13 protein-coding genes are annotated in these 14,484 nt (G+C 68.7%); 9 read left to right on the plus strand and 4 right to left on the minus strand.

Going from position 1 to position 14,484, the window contains the following annotated elements; translation table 11 throughout:
* The first annotated feature begins 271 nt into the window (after positions 1–271).
* The 3 genes from NRP21_RS06800 to NRP21_RS06810 all read left to right on the plus strand — a co-directional run bounded on the left by NRP21_RS06800 (position 272) and on the right by NRP21_RS06810 (position 2,719).
* Positions 272–1,402, plus strand: coding sequence for a type III PLP-dependent enzyme (locus NRP21_RS06800; RefSeq protein WP_257715414.1), 1,131 nt, complete (start codon positions 272–274; stop codon positions 1,400–1,402).
* A 153-nt stretch (positions 1,403–1,555) separates the two neighbouring features.
* The gene (locus tag NRP21_RS06805) at positions 1,556–2,125 is read left to right on the plus strand and encodes a DedA family protein (protein ID WP_257715415.1); all 570 of its coding nucleotides are present in this window, start codon (positions 1,556–1,558) and stop codon (positions 2,123–2,125) included.
* A gap of 129 nt (positions 2,126–2,254) precedes the next feature.
* The gene (locus NRP21_RS06810; RefSeq protein ID WP_257715416.1) at positions 2,255–2,719 is read left to right on the plus strand and encodes an Lrp/AsnC family transcriptional regulator; all 465 of its coding nucleotides are present in this window, start codon (positions 2,255–2,257) and stop codon (positions 2,717–2,719) included.
* A 264-nt stretch (positions 2,720–2,983) separates the two neighbouring features.
* Here NRP21_RS06810 and NRP21_RS06815 read toward each other — a convergent pair whose 3' ends face one another.
* Positions 2,984–4,600 (minus strand): ABC transporter substrate-binding protein, encoded by a 1,617-nt coding sequence (locus tag NRP21_RS06815; protein ID WP_257715417.1) that lies wholly within the window; start codon positions 4,598–4,600, stop codon positions 2,984–2,986.
* Positions 4,601–4,709: 109 nt separating this feature from the next.
* Here NRP21_RS06815 and NRP21_RS06820 point away from each other — a divergent pair, with 109 nt between their 5' ends.
* The 6 genes from NRP21_RS06820 (at position 4,710) to NRP21_RS06845 (ending at position 10,805) form a co-directional block, all read left to right on the plus strand.
* Positions 4,710–6,293, plus strand: a complete 1,584-nt coding sequence (locus NRP21_RS06820; RefSeq protein ID WP_257715418.1) for an ABC transporter substrate-binding protein — start codon at positions 4,710–4,712, stop codon at positions 6,291–6,293.
* A gap of 23 nt (positions 6,294–6,316) precedes the next feature.
* Positions 6,317–7,288: an ABC transporter permease gene (locus tag NRP21_RS06825; RefSeq protein ID WP_257715419.1), complete on the plus strand. Its 972-nt coding sequence runs from the start codon at positions 6,317–6,319 to the stop codon at positions 7,286–7,288.
* Positions 7,288–8,223, plus strand: coding sequence for an ABC transporter permease (locus NRP21_RS06830; RefSeq protein ID WP_257715420.1), 936 nt, complete (start codon positions 7,288–7,290; stop codon positions 8,221–8,223). Before NRP21_RS06825 ends, NRP21_RS06830 begins: the two co-directional genes overlap by 1 nt.
* Positions 8,224–8,226: 3 nt before the next feature.
* Positions 8,227–9,234, plus strand: coding sequence for an ABC transporter ATP-binding protein (locus NRP21_RS06835; protein ID WP_257715421.1), 1,008 nt, complete (start codon positions 8,227–8,229; stop codon positions 9,232–9,234).
* Positions 9,231–10,298: an ABC transporter ATP-binding protein gene (locus NRP21_RS06840; RefSeq protein ID WP_257715422.1), complete on the plus strand. Its 1,068-nt coding sequence runs from the start codon at positions 9,231–9,233 to the stop codon at positions 10,296–10,298. Before NRP21_RS06835 ends, NRP21_RS06840 begins: the two co-directional genes overlap by 4 nt.
* Positions 10,299–10,424: 126 nt before the next feature.
* Positions 10,425–10,805, plus strand: coding sequence for a VOC family protein (locus tag NRP21_RS06845; RefSeq protein ID WP_257715423.1), 381 nt, complete (start codon positions 10,425–10,427; stop codon positions 10,803–10,805).
* A gap of 9 nt (positions 10,806–10,814) precedes the next feature.
* Here NRP21_RS06845 and NRP21_RS06850 read toward each other — a convergent pair whose 3' ends face one another.
* The 3 genes from NRP21_RS06850 to NRP21_RS06860 all read right to left on the minus strand — a co-directional run bounded on the left by NRP21_RS06850 (position 10,815) and on the right by NRP21_RS06860 (position 14,437).
* On the minus strand, positions 10,815–11,816 hold the full coding sequence (locus NRP21_RS06850; RefSeq protein ID WP_257715424.1) for a GNAT family N-acetyltransferase: 1,002 nt from the start codon (positions 11,814–11,816) through the stop codon (positions 10,815–10,817).
* Positions 11,813–13,018, minus strand: a complete 1,206-nt coding sequence (locus NRP21_RS06855; protein WP_257715425.1) for a pyridoxal phosphate-dependent aminotransferase — start codon at positions 13,016–13,018, stop codon at positions 11,813–11,815. Before NRP21_RS06855 ends, NRP21_RS06850 begins: the two co-directional genes overlap by 4 nt.
* A gap of 216 nt (positions 13,019–13,234) precedes the next feature.
* Positions 13,235–14,437: a pyridoxal phosphate-dependent aminotransferase gene (locus NRP21_RS06860; protein WP_257715426.1), complete on the minus strand. Its 1,203-nt coding sequence runs from the start codon at positions 14,435–14,437 to the stop codon at positions 13,235–13,237.
* Positions 14,438–14,484: the final 47 nt, after the last annotated feature.

A 14,484-nucleotide genomic window follows, 5' to 3' on the forward strand; every position in this document is an offset into this window, starting at 1 on the left:
GCCCCTACCGCTCACGAAAAAAAACCCGGCCAGCTCGGAGAAATGGGCCTTGCACCCCTGGGGCGCGGGGATTATTTGCCGCCCCAGACGCAGTACGCACGTGCCTCTGGCCTGATGGTTACGCAACGACGTCAAGCGTTCTGGCAACCCCCGCCGGCAAGCCGACGGGCCTTCTCTTTGGTCGCTGGTTCGTTCGACCGTTCGTCAACCTTGTGCAGGCCCGGTTCGCGGAATGCGACCGCCTGCCGCCTTCGTTTGGGAGGGTGGTGCGATGACTCCGAAGATCGCGCAGTTCCTGGCCGATGTTCAGCCGGCGACGCCGTGCCTCGTCCTCGACGTGGACCGGGTGGAGCAGAACTATCGCCGCCTGCAGGCCGCGCTGCCGCTCGCCCGCATCTACTATGCCGTGAAGGCCAACCCGGCGCCCCAGATCCTGGAACGGCTGGCCGGGCTTGGTTCCTGCTTCGACGCGGCCTCCTGGGAGGAGGTCTCGGCGGTGCTGGAGGCCGGCGCCTCGGCGGATGCCGTTTCCTTCGGCAACACGGTGAAGAAAGAGAGCGCGATCCGCGCGGCCTATGCCCGCGGCGTGCGGATGTTCGCCTTCGACTCCGAGGGCGAGCTGGAGAAGCTGGCGCGCTCCGCCCCGGGTTCCCGCGTGTACTGCCGCATCCTCGTCGGCAATGACGGCGCCGAGTGGCCGCTCTCCCGCAAGTTCGGCTGCGAGGTCGAGATGGCGCGGGACCTGATGATCAAGGCGGGCGAGATGGGGCTGGACCCCTTCGGCCTCTCCTTCCACGTCGGCAGCCAGCAGACCAACACCGCGGCCTATGAGGCGGCGATCGCCAAGGTCGCCATGCTCTTCACCGACCTCAAGGAGGCCGGGGTGAAGGTGCGGATGGTGAACTTGGGCGGTGGCTACCCCGTGCGCTACCGCGCCGAGGTGCCGGAGATCGACGCCTTCGGCGACGCCATCATGGGCGCCATGGCCGAGCACTTCGGCAATGCCATCCCCGACATCGTGGTGGAGCCCGGGCGCTTCATCGCGGGCGACGCGGCGGTGGTCTCGGCCGAGGTGGTGCTGGTCTCCCGCAAGGCGAAGGACGACCCGGTGCGCTGGGTGTACCTGGACATCGGGCGCTTCGGCGGGCTGGCGGAGACGGAGGGCGAGGCGATCAAGTACGCCTTCCGCACGCCGCATGACGGCACGGCCGAGGGGCCGGTGACGATCGCGGGCCCGACCTGCGACAGCACGGACACCCTCTACGAGAAGTCCAACTACCGGCTGCCGGAGAAGCTCCAGCCCGGCGACCGGATCGAAATCCTGGCGACGGGTGCCTATGTGACCACCTACGCCAGCCAGGCTTTCAACGGCTTCGCGCCTCTGGCCGAACACTACATTTAAGAAATGACGAAAAGGGCGCCTTCGGGCGCCCTTTTTTTTCGTCGACGAGCGCCGTTCCGAAAGAACCTGTCTCCCTTCGTGCGACCCGGCCCGGATTCTGCTTCCCTGGTGATGACGCGTCGGTAATAATGCCGCAAAAGACCGGGGGCTGGCGTGGCAGAGTTCTGGGCTGATTGGGGCGCGGCTGCCTATCTGCTGGCGGCGCTCTGGGCATTCTTCGAGGGCGAGACCTTTGTCCTGGCGGCCTCCGCTATCGGGGCGATGACGGGCGCCGTCGATCCGTGGCTGCTGATGGGCTCTGTCTGGATCGGTTCCTTTCTGGGGGACCAGACCTGGTTCACCCTCGGGCGCCGCTACGGGCCACGCATCATGAAGAAGTACCCGAAGGCCGAGGCGAAGATGGCCAGCGCCACGGCCATGCTGCTGCAGTACGGCACGATCTTCATCCTGACCTTCCGCTTTCTCTATGGCATCCGGAACGTGGCGGCCGCGGCCTGCGGGCTGGCGGGAATCGGGCGGCTGCGCTTCGCGCTGCTGAACTTCTGCGCGGCGGGCATCTGGGCGGGCAGCTTCGTGGCGGCGGGCTGGTATCTGGGCGCGCTGATCGGGCCGGAGCGGCTGTTCCACGCCATCGCGGGCGGGGCGCTGCTGGTGCTGGCGGTGTTCCTGTTCCGGCGCTTCTACCGCCGCCGCCGGCTGGCCCGGACGGTGCCGGCCCTCTAGCCTGTCCGGGCCTTCGGGGCCGGAAGGCCCCTGACGGGGTGCCGTGCGGCACCCCCTTCCCCTTCTTCTTCCCTGCAACTCGTCCCCCGATGATTTCCAGGGACCGGCCGAGGCTCTAGGCTGCATCTCATGGACGAGATCGACCGGAACATCCTCATCGCCGTGCAACAGGACGGCGCGGCGGGACTTTCCGACCTCTCCAAGGTGGCCGGGCTCTCCGTTTCCGCTACCGCGGAGCGGGTGAAGCGGCTGGAGGAGCGCGGCACGATCCGGGGCTGGCACGCGGCGCTGGATCCGGCGGCGGTGGGCTGCCCGCTGCTGGCCTTCGTGATGGTGGGGCTGCGGCCCGGGCGTGACGACGGCGCCTTCCGCAAGGCCATGCGCCGCGCGGACGCGGTGCTGGAGTGCCACGCGGTCAGCGGACCATGGGACTACATGCTGAAGGTCCGCGTGCCGGATCTGGGCGCGCTGGAGCGCTTCGTGGTCGAGGAGGTGCGCGGCCAGACAGGGGTGGAGCGCACGGAGATCGTGGTGGCCCTCGCCTCGGCCAAGGAAACGATGATCCTGCCGGTGGCGGAGGCGGACGAGGAGTAGGGCGCTGTCCGGGACCAGGGGAGGCTGGAACCCCTCCACCAAGAGGCTGAGCCTCCTGGACCTGCATCGGGCTGCCGCGGGACTGGCTTGAGACGGGGTCTCCGGTGAGGGTCTCTATCCTGCCCTTGCAGTCGCCTCGGCTCATCGAGCCGAGGCGCACCGTCAGCGATGTTCGGACCGGCTGATACAAAAAATGATGGTGAGGGGTCCGGGGAGAGGAAGAATTCCTTCTTCCTTTCCCCGGGACAGACCATCAGCCAAAGATCAGGCCGGCTTCGCTTCGGTGGCGACGCTGCGCTCGTCGGCCCGGGCGTTGTAGTCCAGGCCGCGCTTCACGGCCCAGACGTTGACCAGCTGCATCAGCGGGATGAAGGCCAGGTCGTCCATGGCGATCTTCACGCCTTCCTGCAGCAGCTTCTCGCGCGCCGCGTCGTCGAGGGTGGAGGTCGCGCGGGCGGTCACCTCGTCCAGGCGCGGGTTGGAGTAGCGGCCGTTGTTGTTGGAGCCGAGGCGGCTCGCCTGGTTGTAGGTGCTGAGGATGTTGACCAGGGTGTAGGCGGCCTCGCCGGTGGTGCTGGCCCAGCCGAGCAGGCGGATGTCGAACTCCTGCCGGGCGTTGCGGGCGGAGAAGCTCGCCCAGGGGGCGGCTTCCACCGCGGTCTGGATGCCGACACGCTGCCACATCTGGGCGACCGCCTGGATGATGCGGGCGTCGTTGGGGTAGCGGTCGTTCGGGCCGTGCAGGGTGATCTTCAGCCCCTGCGGGAAGCCGGCTTCGGCCAGAAGTGCCTTGGCGCGGTCGGGGCTGTAGGTGTCCGGCTTCACATCGGGGTTGTGGCTGTAGGTGCCAGGGGCCAGCCACTGGCCGGTGGGCTGGGCGGTGCCCTCCATGACCTGGCGGCAGAGGGCATCGCGGTTGATGGCGGCGGAGAGGGCCTGGCGGAACTTGAGGTTCCGGAAGGGGTTCGTCGCCAGCTTCTGGCCGTTCAGGTCGGTGGCGAAGTTCGGCGGGCCTTCGCGGGAGAAGTCGGGGAAGAGATAGATGACGCGCAGGCCCTGGGTCTCCACCACCTTCACGCGGCTCTCGCGGCGCAGCTTGGCGATATCGCTGGTGGGCACCTGGTCGATCATGTCCACGTCACCGGCGAGGAGGGCGGCGACGCGGCCGCTGTCATTGCCGATGAAGCGGTAGGAGACCTTGGCCCAGGGCTGCTTCGGCCCGAACCAGGCGTCGTTGCGGACCAGCTCCGTCCGGTCGCCTGGGGTGTAGGAGGCGAGCTTGTAGGGGCCGGTGCCGATGGCGGCCTTGCCGGAGTTGTAGTCCTCCGTCGCGGTGCCGTTCACGTGCTTGGCGATGACTGCGACGGCGGCGAGGTCGGTGGGGACCAGCGGGGCCGGGCCTTCGGTGTGGAAGCGGACGGTCAGCGGGTCCACGATCTCCACGCGCTTGATGGAGCGGACGAAGCCGCCGAAGCCGCCGGGGGAGTTGGGGACGTTTGGCGTGCGCTCCACCGTGAACGCCACGTCCTCGGCGGTGAAATCCTTGCCGTCGTGCCACTTCACACCGGGGCGGAGCTTGAACTCCCACACCGTGTCGGAGACCGGCGTCCAGCTCAGGGCGAGGCCGGGCTGCAGGCGGGCCTGGGCGTCGCGCTCCACCAGCCGGTCGAAGATGTGCATGGCCAGGCCGTTGTTGGGCGAGGCGTTGTAGAAGTGCGGATCAACGGAGGTGACGGCGCCGCCGATGCCGATGGTCAGGGTGCCGTTCGCCGGCACGGCGGCCGTCTGCGCCTCCGCCGTCAGGGGCGGGAGGCCGCCGGAGATGGCGGCCATGGCGGCGGGCGCGGTGATGAAGAGACGGCGGCTGACCGGTGAAGACACTGCAAGCTCTCCTGGGTTTAATCTTTGGCGGCGCAAACTAGCGGGAGGTTGTGCGGACTGCTAGAACGCCCTTTGGGAAGGCGCCATCGGGAAACCCGGGGGACTTTACATGAAGAAGTATGCAGCGGCGGCCGTGAAGGCTGCCCTTTCGGCATTCGTGGTCGCCGGGGCCCTTCCGGCTGCCGCCCAGACCCTGAACCTGGCGGTCGGCGCGCCCGTCACCTCGCTGGACCCGCACTACCACGCGCTCTCTCCCAATTACGCCGTGGCGGACATGCTGTTCGACAGCCTGACGGCCTTCGATGCCCAGGCCCGCGTTCAGCCGCGGCTGGCGGAAAGCTGGAAGCCGGTGGCGGAGGATGTGTGGGAGTTCAAGCTCCGCCCCAACGTCACCTTCCACAACGGCAATGCCTTCACCGCCGAGGACGTTGCCTTCACCATCGCCCGCGTGCCGACGGTGCCGAACAGCCCGTCCTCCTACGGGATTTACACGCGCGCCATCACGCGGGTGGAGGTGGTGGACCCGCTGACGGTGCGCTTCCATACGAACGGCGCCTATCCGCTGCTGCCCGTGGACCTCGGGCAGATCGAGATGCTGGACAGCGAGACGCACGCCAACCCGGCGACGGAGGACTTCAACTCCGGCAAGCTGGCGATCGGCACCGGGCCGTTCCGGATGGTGAGCTATCGCAGCGGCGACCGGATCGAGTACGTGCGCAACGACGGCTATTTCGGGCCGCGGCCGCACTGGGCGCGCGTGAACTACCGGATGATCACGAACGACGCGGCGCGGACGGCGGCGCTGCTGTCCGGCGACGTGGACTTCATCGACCAGGTGCCCACCAGCGACATCGCGAAGCTGCGGGGCGACAGCCGGGTGCAGTTGAGCGAAGCGGACGGGCTGCGGCTGATCTTCCTGGCGCTGGGGCACAGCCACGAGACGAACGCGCCCTACGTCACGGACAATGACGGCAAGCCGCTGGGGCGGAACCCGCTGCGGGACGTGCGGGTGCGCCGGGCGCTCTCCATGGCGGTGGACCGGCAGGCGATCACGGACCGGGTGATGGAGGGGGCTTCGCTGCCCACCACGCAGCTGCTGCCGCCGACTGCCTATGGTGCCCTGCCCGACCGGCAGGTGGGCCGGGCCGATGCGGATGCGGCGAAGCGGCTTCTGGCGGAGGCGGGCTATCCCAACGGCTTCCGCATCCAGCTGAACGGGCCGAACGACCGCTATATGAACGACGCCCGGATCATCCAGGCGATCGGGCAGATGTGGACGCGCATCGGCATCCGCACGGCGGTGGAGGGGCAGCCCTGGGCGACCTTCGTGGCGCGGGCCGGGCGGCAGGAGTTCTCCGCCATGCTGGTGGGCTGGGGCACCTCCTCCGGCGAGCCGACGAGCCCGCTCCGCTCCCTGCTGGCGACCGTGAACCCGCAGCGCGGCTGGGGCGGTTCCAACCGCGGGCGCTACTCCAACCCCGCGATGGACGAGAAGCTGGCCGAGGCGCTGCGGACGCTGGACGACAACAAGCGCGAGGCGCTGCTGCGCGAGGCGACGACGATCGCCATGGACGACGTGGGCATCATCCCCATCCACATCCAGAAGAACATCTGGGCGATGCGGCGGGGGCTGCGGCACGAGGCGCGGGCGGATGAGCTGACGCGCGCGCAGGATGTGAGTCCGGCCCAGTAAGGGTTGGGTAAGGGAGCCGGGCGATGAGCGTCTATCTTCTGCGGCGGCTGATCCAGGCGGCCCTGGTCATGCTGGCCATGTCGGTCATCGTCTTCATTGGCGTCTATGCCATCGGCGACCCGGTGGAGATCCTGATCTCCCCGGACGCGGACCAAGCGGAGCGGGCGCGGGCCATCGCGGCGCTCGGCCTCGATAAGCCGCTGTGGCAGCAGTATTTCTCCTTCCTGGGCGCGGCGCTGCAGGGCGACCTCGGGCGGTCCTTCGTGTTCAACGAGCCGGCGCTGAAGCTGATCGGGCAGCGGGCGCCGGCGACGCTGGAGCTGGCCTTCGGGGCGACGATCATGGCCGTGATCATCGGCCTGCCGCTGGGGCTCTATGCCGGGTTGCGGCCGAAGAGCTTCGGGGCGCAGGCGATCATGACCGGCTCCATCCTCGGCTTCTCCCTGCCGACCTTCTGGGTGGGGCTGATGCTCATCATGGTCTTCGCCGTGCAGCTGGGCTGGCTGCCCAGCACCGGGCGCGGGGAGACGGTGGAGATCCTGGGGATGCGCTGGTCCTTCCTGACCTGGGACGGGCTGGCGCACATGGCGATGCCGGCGCTGAACCTGGCGCTGTTCAAGATCAGCCTTGTCATCCGCCTGACCCGCGCGGGCGTGCGGGAGACGATGCTGATGGACTACGTGAAGTTCGCGCGCGCCAAGGGGCTTTCCCCGAGCCGGGTGATCGGCGTCCATGTCTTCAAGAACATCCTGATCCCCGTGGTGACGGTGGTGGGGCTGGAGCTCGGCTCCACGATCGCCTTCTCCGTGGTGACGGAGAGCGTGTTTGCCTGGCCGGGCATGGGCAAGCTGATCATCGACAGCATCAACGTGCTCGACCGCCCGGTGATCGTCGCCTACCTGATGAGCATCGTGCTGATGTTCATCATCATCAACCTGGTGGTGGACCTGCTCTACTCGGTGCTTGATCCCCGCGTGCGGCTGGAGAGCAAGTGATGAGCGCGACGACGGCCGGCAGCACCGCCCCTGCCCCCACCTCTGGAAAGGTGCCCCGGGCGGAGACGCCGCTGCGGCGCTTCATCCTGGACTTCGCGGAGAGCAAGCTGGCGCTGGGGGCGCTGGTGGTGTTCCTGGCGATCGTGCTGGTGGCGGTCTTCGCGCCCTGGATCGCGCCGCAGAACCCCTACGACCTCGCGCAGCTGGACATCATGGACGGTCGGCTGGAGCCGGGTTCGGTGAGCGAGGGCACCGGCATGACCTACTGGCTCGGCACAGATGACCAGGGGCGCGACATGCTCTCCGGCATCATGTACGGGCTGCGGATCTCCCTGCTGGTGGGCGCGGGCTCGGCCATCGTCGCGGCCTTCGTGGGGGCTTCCCTCGGGATGCTCGCGGCCTATGCCGGCGGGCGGACCGATACGGTGATCATGCGGCTGGTGGATCTCCAGCTCTCCTTCCCGACCATCCTTTCGGCGCTGATGATCCTGGCCTTCCTGGGCAAGGGGATCATGAACGTCGTCATCGCGCTGATCATCGTGGAATGGGCCTATTACGCCCGCACGGTGCGCGGCACGGCGCTGGTGGAGCGGCGGCGGGAGTATATCGAGGCGGCGCAGTGCCTGGCGCTGCCGACGCGGCGGATCATCTTCCGCCACCTGCTGCCGAACTGCATGCCGCCGCTGATCGTGGTGGCGACGATCCAGATCGCCCGCGCCATCGCGCTGGAGGCGACGCTCTCCTTCCTCGGCCTCGGCGTGCCGATCACGGAGCCGTCCCTCGGGCTGCTGATCGCCAATGGCTACGAGTACATGCTCTCCGGCAAGTACTGGATTTCCTTCTACCCGGGCATCGCGCTGCTGATCACCATCGTCTCGATCAACCTGGTGGGTGACCACCTGCGCGACGTCCTCAACCCGCGGCTGAAGAAGTAACCCGTGGAACCCAGCATTCCCGCCTCCGCCCCGCGCCCCACCTTGCAGGTGCGGAATCTCCAGACCCGGTTCTTCACCCGTGCGGGCGTGGTGCCGGCGGTGAACGACGTGTCCTTCAATGTCGGCCGCGGCAAGGTGCTGGGGCTGGTGGGGGAGTCCGGTTCCGGCAAGACCGTGACGGGCTTCTCCATCATGCGCCTGGTGGACGAGCCCGGGCGGATCACCGGGGGCGAGATCCTGTTCGACGGGCGGGACCTGGTGAAGGCCTCCGAGGAGGAGATGCGGCAGCTCCGGGGGAACCGGATCGCCATGATCTTCCAAGACCCGATGATGACGCTGAACCCGGTCCTGCGCATCGACACGCAGATGATCGAGACGATGCAAGCGCACACGAAGATCAGCAAGGAGGACGCCCGGCAGCGGGCGCGGGACACGCTGGGGATGGTTGGCATCCCCTCCCCCGACGAGCGGCTGAAGGCTTATCCGCACCAGTTTTCCGGCGGCATGCGGCAGCGCGTGGCGATCGCCATCGCCCTCCTGCACCGGCCGGAGCTGATCGTGGCGGACGAGCCGACGACGGCGCTGGACGTGACGATCCAGGGGCAGATCCTGGCCGAGGTGCAGAAGCTGGCGGCCACCACCGGGACCTCCATCATCTGGATCACGCACGACCTCTCCGTGGTGGCGGGCCTGGCCGACGACATCGCGGTGATGTACGCGGGGGAGATCGCGGAGTACGGGGCCGTCTCCGACGTGCTGGACCATCCGCTGCACCCTTATACCCACGGGCTGCTGGGCTCGGTGCCCAGCCGGAACCGGCGGGGCGAGCCGCTGCGGCAGATTCCCGGCACCACGCCATCCCTGCTGAGTCTGCCGCCGGGCTGCCCGTTCCAGACGCGCTGCCCGCGGGCGGCGGATGTGTGTCGGCAGGTGCCGCCGATGGCGGAGATCCTGCCCGCGCACGAGGCGCGGTGCTTCCGGCCCCATCTTGAGAACGCGGAGGCGGCATGAGCGCGACGGTGGCTTCCTCCCCGGCGCCCGCATCGGTATTGCCGGGCTCGGACAAGCTGATCGAGGTGGTGGGGGTATCCCGCCGCTTCGCCAAGCGGCTGGACTTCGCGGGCAAGATCATGGCGAAGCTCGGCGCGCCCATCCGCGAGGAAGTGGTGCACGCTGTGGACAAGGTGGACCTGACCATCCGCCGCGGCGAGGTGGTGGGGCTGGTCGGCGAGTCGGGCTGCGGCAAGTCCACCCTGGGGCGCATGGTGGCGGGCATCCTGCCGCCTTCCGACGGCTCGATCCTGTGGAAGGGCAAGGACCGGACGGGGCTGCACGGGAAGGAGGCGCGGGCGGCGACGCTGCAGGCGCAGATGATCTTCCAGGACCCCATGTCCTCCCTCAACCCGCGCATGAAGGTGGCGGACATCATCGGCGAGGCGCCACTGTTCCACGGCCTGACCTCGCGCGCGGGGCTGCCGGCCTATTTGGACGAGCAGATGCGGCGGGCGGGGCTCGATCCCTCCTTCAAGTCGCGCTACCCGCACCAGTTCTCCGGCGGACAGCGGCAGCGCATCGGGATCGCGCGGGCGCTCGCGGTGCAGCCGGAATTCCTGGTCTGCGACGAGTCCGTGGCGGCGCTGGACGTCTCCATTCAGGCGCAGATCCTGAACCTGTTCATGAAGCTGCGGCGGGAGCTGAACCTCACCTACCTCTTCATCTCTCACGACCTGGGCGTGGTGGAGCACCTGAGCGACCGGGTGGTGATCATGTATCTCGGCCGCGTGGTGGAAGAGGCGCCGACCGAGGTGGTGTTCGCCCGGGCGAACCATCCCTACACACAATCGCTGCTGGCGGCGGTGCCGCGCATCGAGGCGCGGAAGAAGGCCTTCGCGACGGTGAAGGGGGAGATCCCCTCCCCGCTCAACCCGCCGGCGGGGTGCCACTTCCACCCGCGCTGCCCGCACGCCTTCGACCGGTGCAGGGTGGAGATTCCCGCGCTGAAGGAGGTGGCGCCGGGGCACAAGAGCCGGTGCCACCTGAACGACCTGCCGGACCACGGCGGGATGCCGGTCTGATGCGGGTGGCCATGGTTTTCCTGGTCCTGCTGGGGCTGGCGGCCTGCGGGCAGCGCCCCGAGGGCTCGCGCGGGGCCTATGTGGGTGGTAGTGGCGGAATCAACGTCTCTCGTTGAGGACCTGTCCATGCCCCAGTTCGCCTTCGACCACGTCCACCTGCGCAGCCCCGATCCGGATGTGACCGGGGCCTGGTTCGTGGATCATCTGGGCGCCGTGCATGTGCGCCGGCAGGAAGGGCCTTCCAGCCTTCGCGTGGTGCTGGACCTGGGCGGGCTGAACCTGTTCGTCGATCGCGTGCCGGGCGATACCCCCTCCCCGCCCAAGGCGCCCTTCATGGGCATTGAGCACCTGGCCCTGGCGGTGAAGGGGATCGACGCCGTGGTGGAGGAGCTGCGCGGCAAGGGCGTGCGGATCGTGGTGGAGCCGAACAATCCGAACCCGACCACGCGCATCGCCTTCATCGAAGGGCCGGAGAACGTGCGGGTGGAGCTGCTGGAGCGGAGCTGAGCCGCTCCGTCAGGGCGTCTTCCAGAATACGACCGTATCGATAAGGTGCCCGTCCCCGGCCTTCGAGTAGCCGGGGATGGTGCCGACTTCCTGCCATCCGAGGTCACGGTAGAGGCGTTCGCCGTCGCTGCCGGCCTCCGTGTCCAGCACCAGCAGGCGGCGGCCGATGCTGCGGGCCGTCTGCTCCGCGCGGAGCATGAGCGCGCGGCCGATGCCGCGGCGGCGAAAGGCCGGGTCCACCAGCAGCTTGGAGACTTCGGCCCGGTGCGGGGCGTTGGGCTGCTGCGCCAGGGCGAGGTGGACGGTGCCGGCGATCTGGCCGTCGCACCAAGCGGCCAGGAGGACCTTGCCGCCGGTGGCGACGTCGGCGGAGACGGTGCGCCAGAAGGCGCGCGCCACCTCCGCCGAGAGGGGCGGCAGGTAGTTCACGGAGGCGCCGGCGGCGACGCAGGCGGCCATGATTTCCGCTAGGCGGCGCTCCGCGCTGGCGGCGGCGGCGGCGTCCAGGGCCTCTACCACCACGCCGGTGGCGGGCTTGGCGTAGCGGAACTCGAGCGACTTGGAAATGTCGTCGAGGATGCGGATGGAGCCGGCGCGAACATAGCCGCGCTTTTCGTAGAAGCGGTGCGCGGCCTCGAAGCGCGTGTCGGTCCAGAGGATCATGCGGCGGGCGCCGTGCTCCACCGCGTGGCGCTCCGCGCCGTCCAGCAGGCGGTGCGCGAGGCCGGTGCCGCGGCCGGCTTTCGCGACGTACATGCGGCCGATCTCCCAGGCCTCGTCGTCGTCGCGCAGGGGGCGGGTGGCGACCATGCCGACGAGGTCGTCGGACTCGTCCTCGGCGGCCCAGAGGGCGCCGCCGACCTTCTCGAAATGGGTGGCGAGGGCGCGGAGTTCGGGGACCTCCGCGTCCACGTCCAGCACGCAGTTCGGGTACTCCGCCCAGGCGTCGCCGATCAGGCGGATGAAGCCTTCCGCGTCGTCGTCGCGGCCCGGGCGGATGGTGATGCTCAATGCAGGCCCCTGCAGAAATCCTGGATGCGGGCGCAGGCCTCGCGCAGCGTCTCCGTGTCGGTGGCGTAGGAGAGGCGGATGTAAGGGCTCATCTGGTAGGCTGTGCCGGAGACGGTGGCGACGTGGTTTTCCTCAAGCAGGGCCATGGCCAGGTCCTCGTCCGTCTCCAGCTTGCGGCCGCCAGCGGTGGTCTTCCCGAGGCATCCGGCGACGCTGGGATAGACGTAGAAGGCGCCTTCCGGTTTGTGGCACTGCAGGCCCGGCGCCTCGTTCAGCATGGAGACGACGAGGTCGCGGCGTTCCCGGTAAAGGCGGCGGCGTTCCTCCACGCCCTCCTGCGGGCCGTCCAGGGCGGCGATGGTGGCGGCCTGGGAGACGGTGGCGATGCCGTTCGTCGTCTGGCTCTGCATGTTCGTCATCGCCTTGATCAGCGCGCGCGGGCCGCCGCCGAAGCCGACGCGCCAGCCCGTCATGGCGTAGGTCTTGGAGGCGCCGGACACCGTGAGGGTGCGATCCTTCAGGCGGGGCTCCACGGCGGCGATGGAGTGATGGCCGCCGGTATCCTCGTAGATGATGTGCTCGTACATCTCGTCGGACAGCACCCAGACATGGGGGTGGCGCATCAGCACCTCGGCCAGCGCCGCCACCTCGGCGCGGGTGAGCGCGGCGCCTGAGGGGTTGTTCGGGAAGTTCAGCGTCACCCACTTGGTCTTCGGGGTGATCGCGGCCTCCAGGTCCTCGGGGCGCAGCTTGAAGCCGTTGTTCTGCGGGCAGGGCACGAGGACGGGCACGCCGCCGCAGAGGCGGCCGATGTCGGAGTAGGCAGACCAGAAGGGGGTGGGAATCACCACCTCGTCGCCGGGGTCCACCGTAGCGAGGAGGGCGTCGAGGATGACCTGCTTGCCGCCATTGGCGGCGATGATCTCGTCAGGCGCGTAGTCCAGGCCGTTCTCGCGGCTGAACTTGCGGGCGATGGCGGCCTTCAGCTCGGGCCAGCCGTCGTTAGGGGGGTACTTGGTCTTGCCGGCGAGGGCGGCCGCGTGCGCGGCCTCGATGGCGTGGGGCGGGGTGGCGAAGTCGGGTTCGCCGACGGTGAGGGTGATCACCTTATGCCCGGCCTCGCGCAGTTCCCGGGCACGGACGGACATGCGGGTGGAGCCGGAGACCTGGATCTCCTGGATACGCTTGGCGAGGGCGGGCATTCCGGGTGTTCCAGCGGTGGCAGTCGGGAAAGAGGGGCGGAAACTAGAGCAGATCGCCGGAGGGCGGTATCGCCCGGAGGCGTGAATCTGCTCTCCACTTCCGGGGGGCGTGGCGCCAACCCCGCGCGGCAAGGCCCAAAAGGAAGGGGCGGCGCCTGGCCGGCGCCGCCCCCCCTGTTTTCAGGCCTGGATGGTTCCGGCGCGGCTCAGCCCAACTCAGTTCAGGCCCTGGCAAAAGCGCTGGATGCGCGTGCAGGCTTCCTTCAGGGACTCGTCGGAGGCGGCGTAGGAGATGCGCATGTAGCCCGGGAAGAGGAAGGCAGAGCCGTGGACGGTCGCCACGCCCTCTTCCTCAAGCAGGGCGAGGACGAAATCCTCGTCCGTCTCCAGCTTCTTGCCGGCCTTGGTCGTCTTGCCGAGGCAGCCCTGGACGGAGGGGAAGACGTAGAAGGCGCCTTCCGGGGTGTTGCAATGGAGGCCCGGCGCCTCGTTCAGCATGGAGACGACGAGGTCGCGGCGGCGCTCGAAGGCCTGGCGCATCGTCTCCACGTCGTCCTGCGGGCCGTTCAGGGCCTCCACAGCGGCGGCCTGGGAGATGGAGGAGGTGTTGGAGGTGGACTGGCTCTGCAGCTTGTCCATCGCCTTGGTCAGCGCCACGGGGGCGCCGGCGAAGCCGATGCGCCAGCCGGTCATGGCGTAGGCCTTGGAGCAGCCGTTCATCGTCAGGGTGCGGTCGCGGAGCTTCGGCTCCACCTCCACGACGGTGGCAAACTTGAAGTCGCCGTAGACGAGCTTCTCGTAGATGTCGTCGGTGAAGATCCAGACGTTCGGGTGGCGCAGCAGAACGTCGGTGAGGGCCTTCAGCTCCTCGGCCGTATAGGCGGCGCCCGTCGGGTTGCAGGGATTGTTCAGCATCACCCACTTGGTCTTGGGGGTGATGGCGGCCTCCAGCTGCTCCGCCGTGATCTTGAAGCCCTGGTTCGGGCCGGCGCCGACGATCACCGGCGTGCCATCGGCCAGCGCCACGATGTCGGGGTAGGAGACCCAGCAGGGGGCGGGGATGATGACCTCGTCGCCCTTGTCGAGGGTCGCGACCATCGCGTTGAAGATCACCTGCTTGCCGCCGGTGGAGACGATGATCTCCTCAGGCTTGTAATCGAGGCCGTTGTCGCGGGCGAACTTGGCGGCGGCGGCCTTGCGCAGCGCGGGCGTGCCGGAAACGTCGGTGTAGAGGGTCTGGCCCTCGTCGATCGCCTTGATCGCGGCGTCCTTGATGTTGCGCGGGGTGGGGAAGTCCGGCTCTCCGGCGGAGAGGCTGATGATGTCGCGCCCGGCCGCCTTCATCTCGCGCGCCTTGGTGGAGATGGCGATGGTCTGGGAGGGAGAGACCTTGTTCAGGCGCTCGGCGATAAGGGACATGGTGGATGGACTTCCCGGTTCTCGGCGGGGGCGGAAACTAACCGCGT

Origin of the sequence: Roseomonas populi (assembly GCF_024594815.1) — a bacterium.
Taxonomy (GTDB): domain Bacteria; phylum Pseudomonadota; class Alphaproteobacteria; order Acetobacterales; family Acetobacteraceae; genus Roseomonas; species Roseomonas populi.

Bases quoted from the DNA above. Each gene is read 5' to 3' on its own strand.
- NRP21_RS06820 (WP_257715418.1), top strand. From the start codon at position 4,710: ATGAAGAAGTATGCAGCGGCGGCCGTGAAGGCTGCCCTTTCGGCATTC.
- NRP21_RS06830 (WP_257715420.1), top strand. From the start codon at position 7,288: ATGAGCGCGACGACGGCCGGCAGCACCGCCCCTGCCCCCACCTCTGGA.
- NRP21_RS06860 (WP_257715426.1), bottom strand. From the start codon at position 14,437: ATGTCCCTTATCGCCGAGCGCCTGAACAAGGTCTCTCCCTCCCAGACC.
- NRP21_RS06840 (WP_257715422.1), top strand. From the start codon at position 9,231: ATGAGCGCGACGGTGGCTTCCTCCCCGGCGCCCGCATCGGTATTGCCG.
- NRP21_RS06845 (WP_257715423.1), top strand. From the start codon at position 10,425: ATGCCCCAGTTCGCCTTCGACCACGTCCACCTGCGCAGCCCCGATCCG.
- NRP21_RS06855 (WP_257715425.1), bottom strand. From the start codon at position 13,018: ATGCCCGCCCTCGCCAAGCGTATCCAGGAGATCCAGGTCTCCGGCTCC.
- NRP21_RS06825 (WP_257715419.1), top strand. From the start codon at position 6,317: ATGAGCGTCTATCTTCTGCGGCGGCTGATCCAGGCGGCCCTGGTCATG.
- NRP21_RS06800 (WP_257715414.1), top strand. From the start codon at position 272: ATGACTCCGAAGATCGCGCAGTTCCTGGCCGATGTTCAGCCGGCGACG.
- NRP21_RS06810 (WP_257715416.1), top strand. From the start codon at position 2,255: ATGGACGAGATCGACCGGAACATCCTCATCGCCGTGCAACAGGACGGC.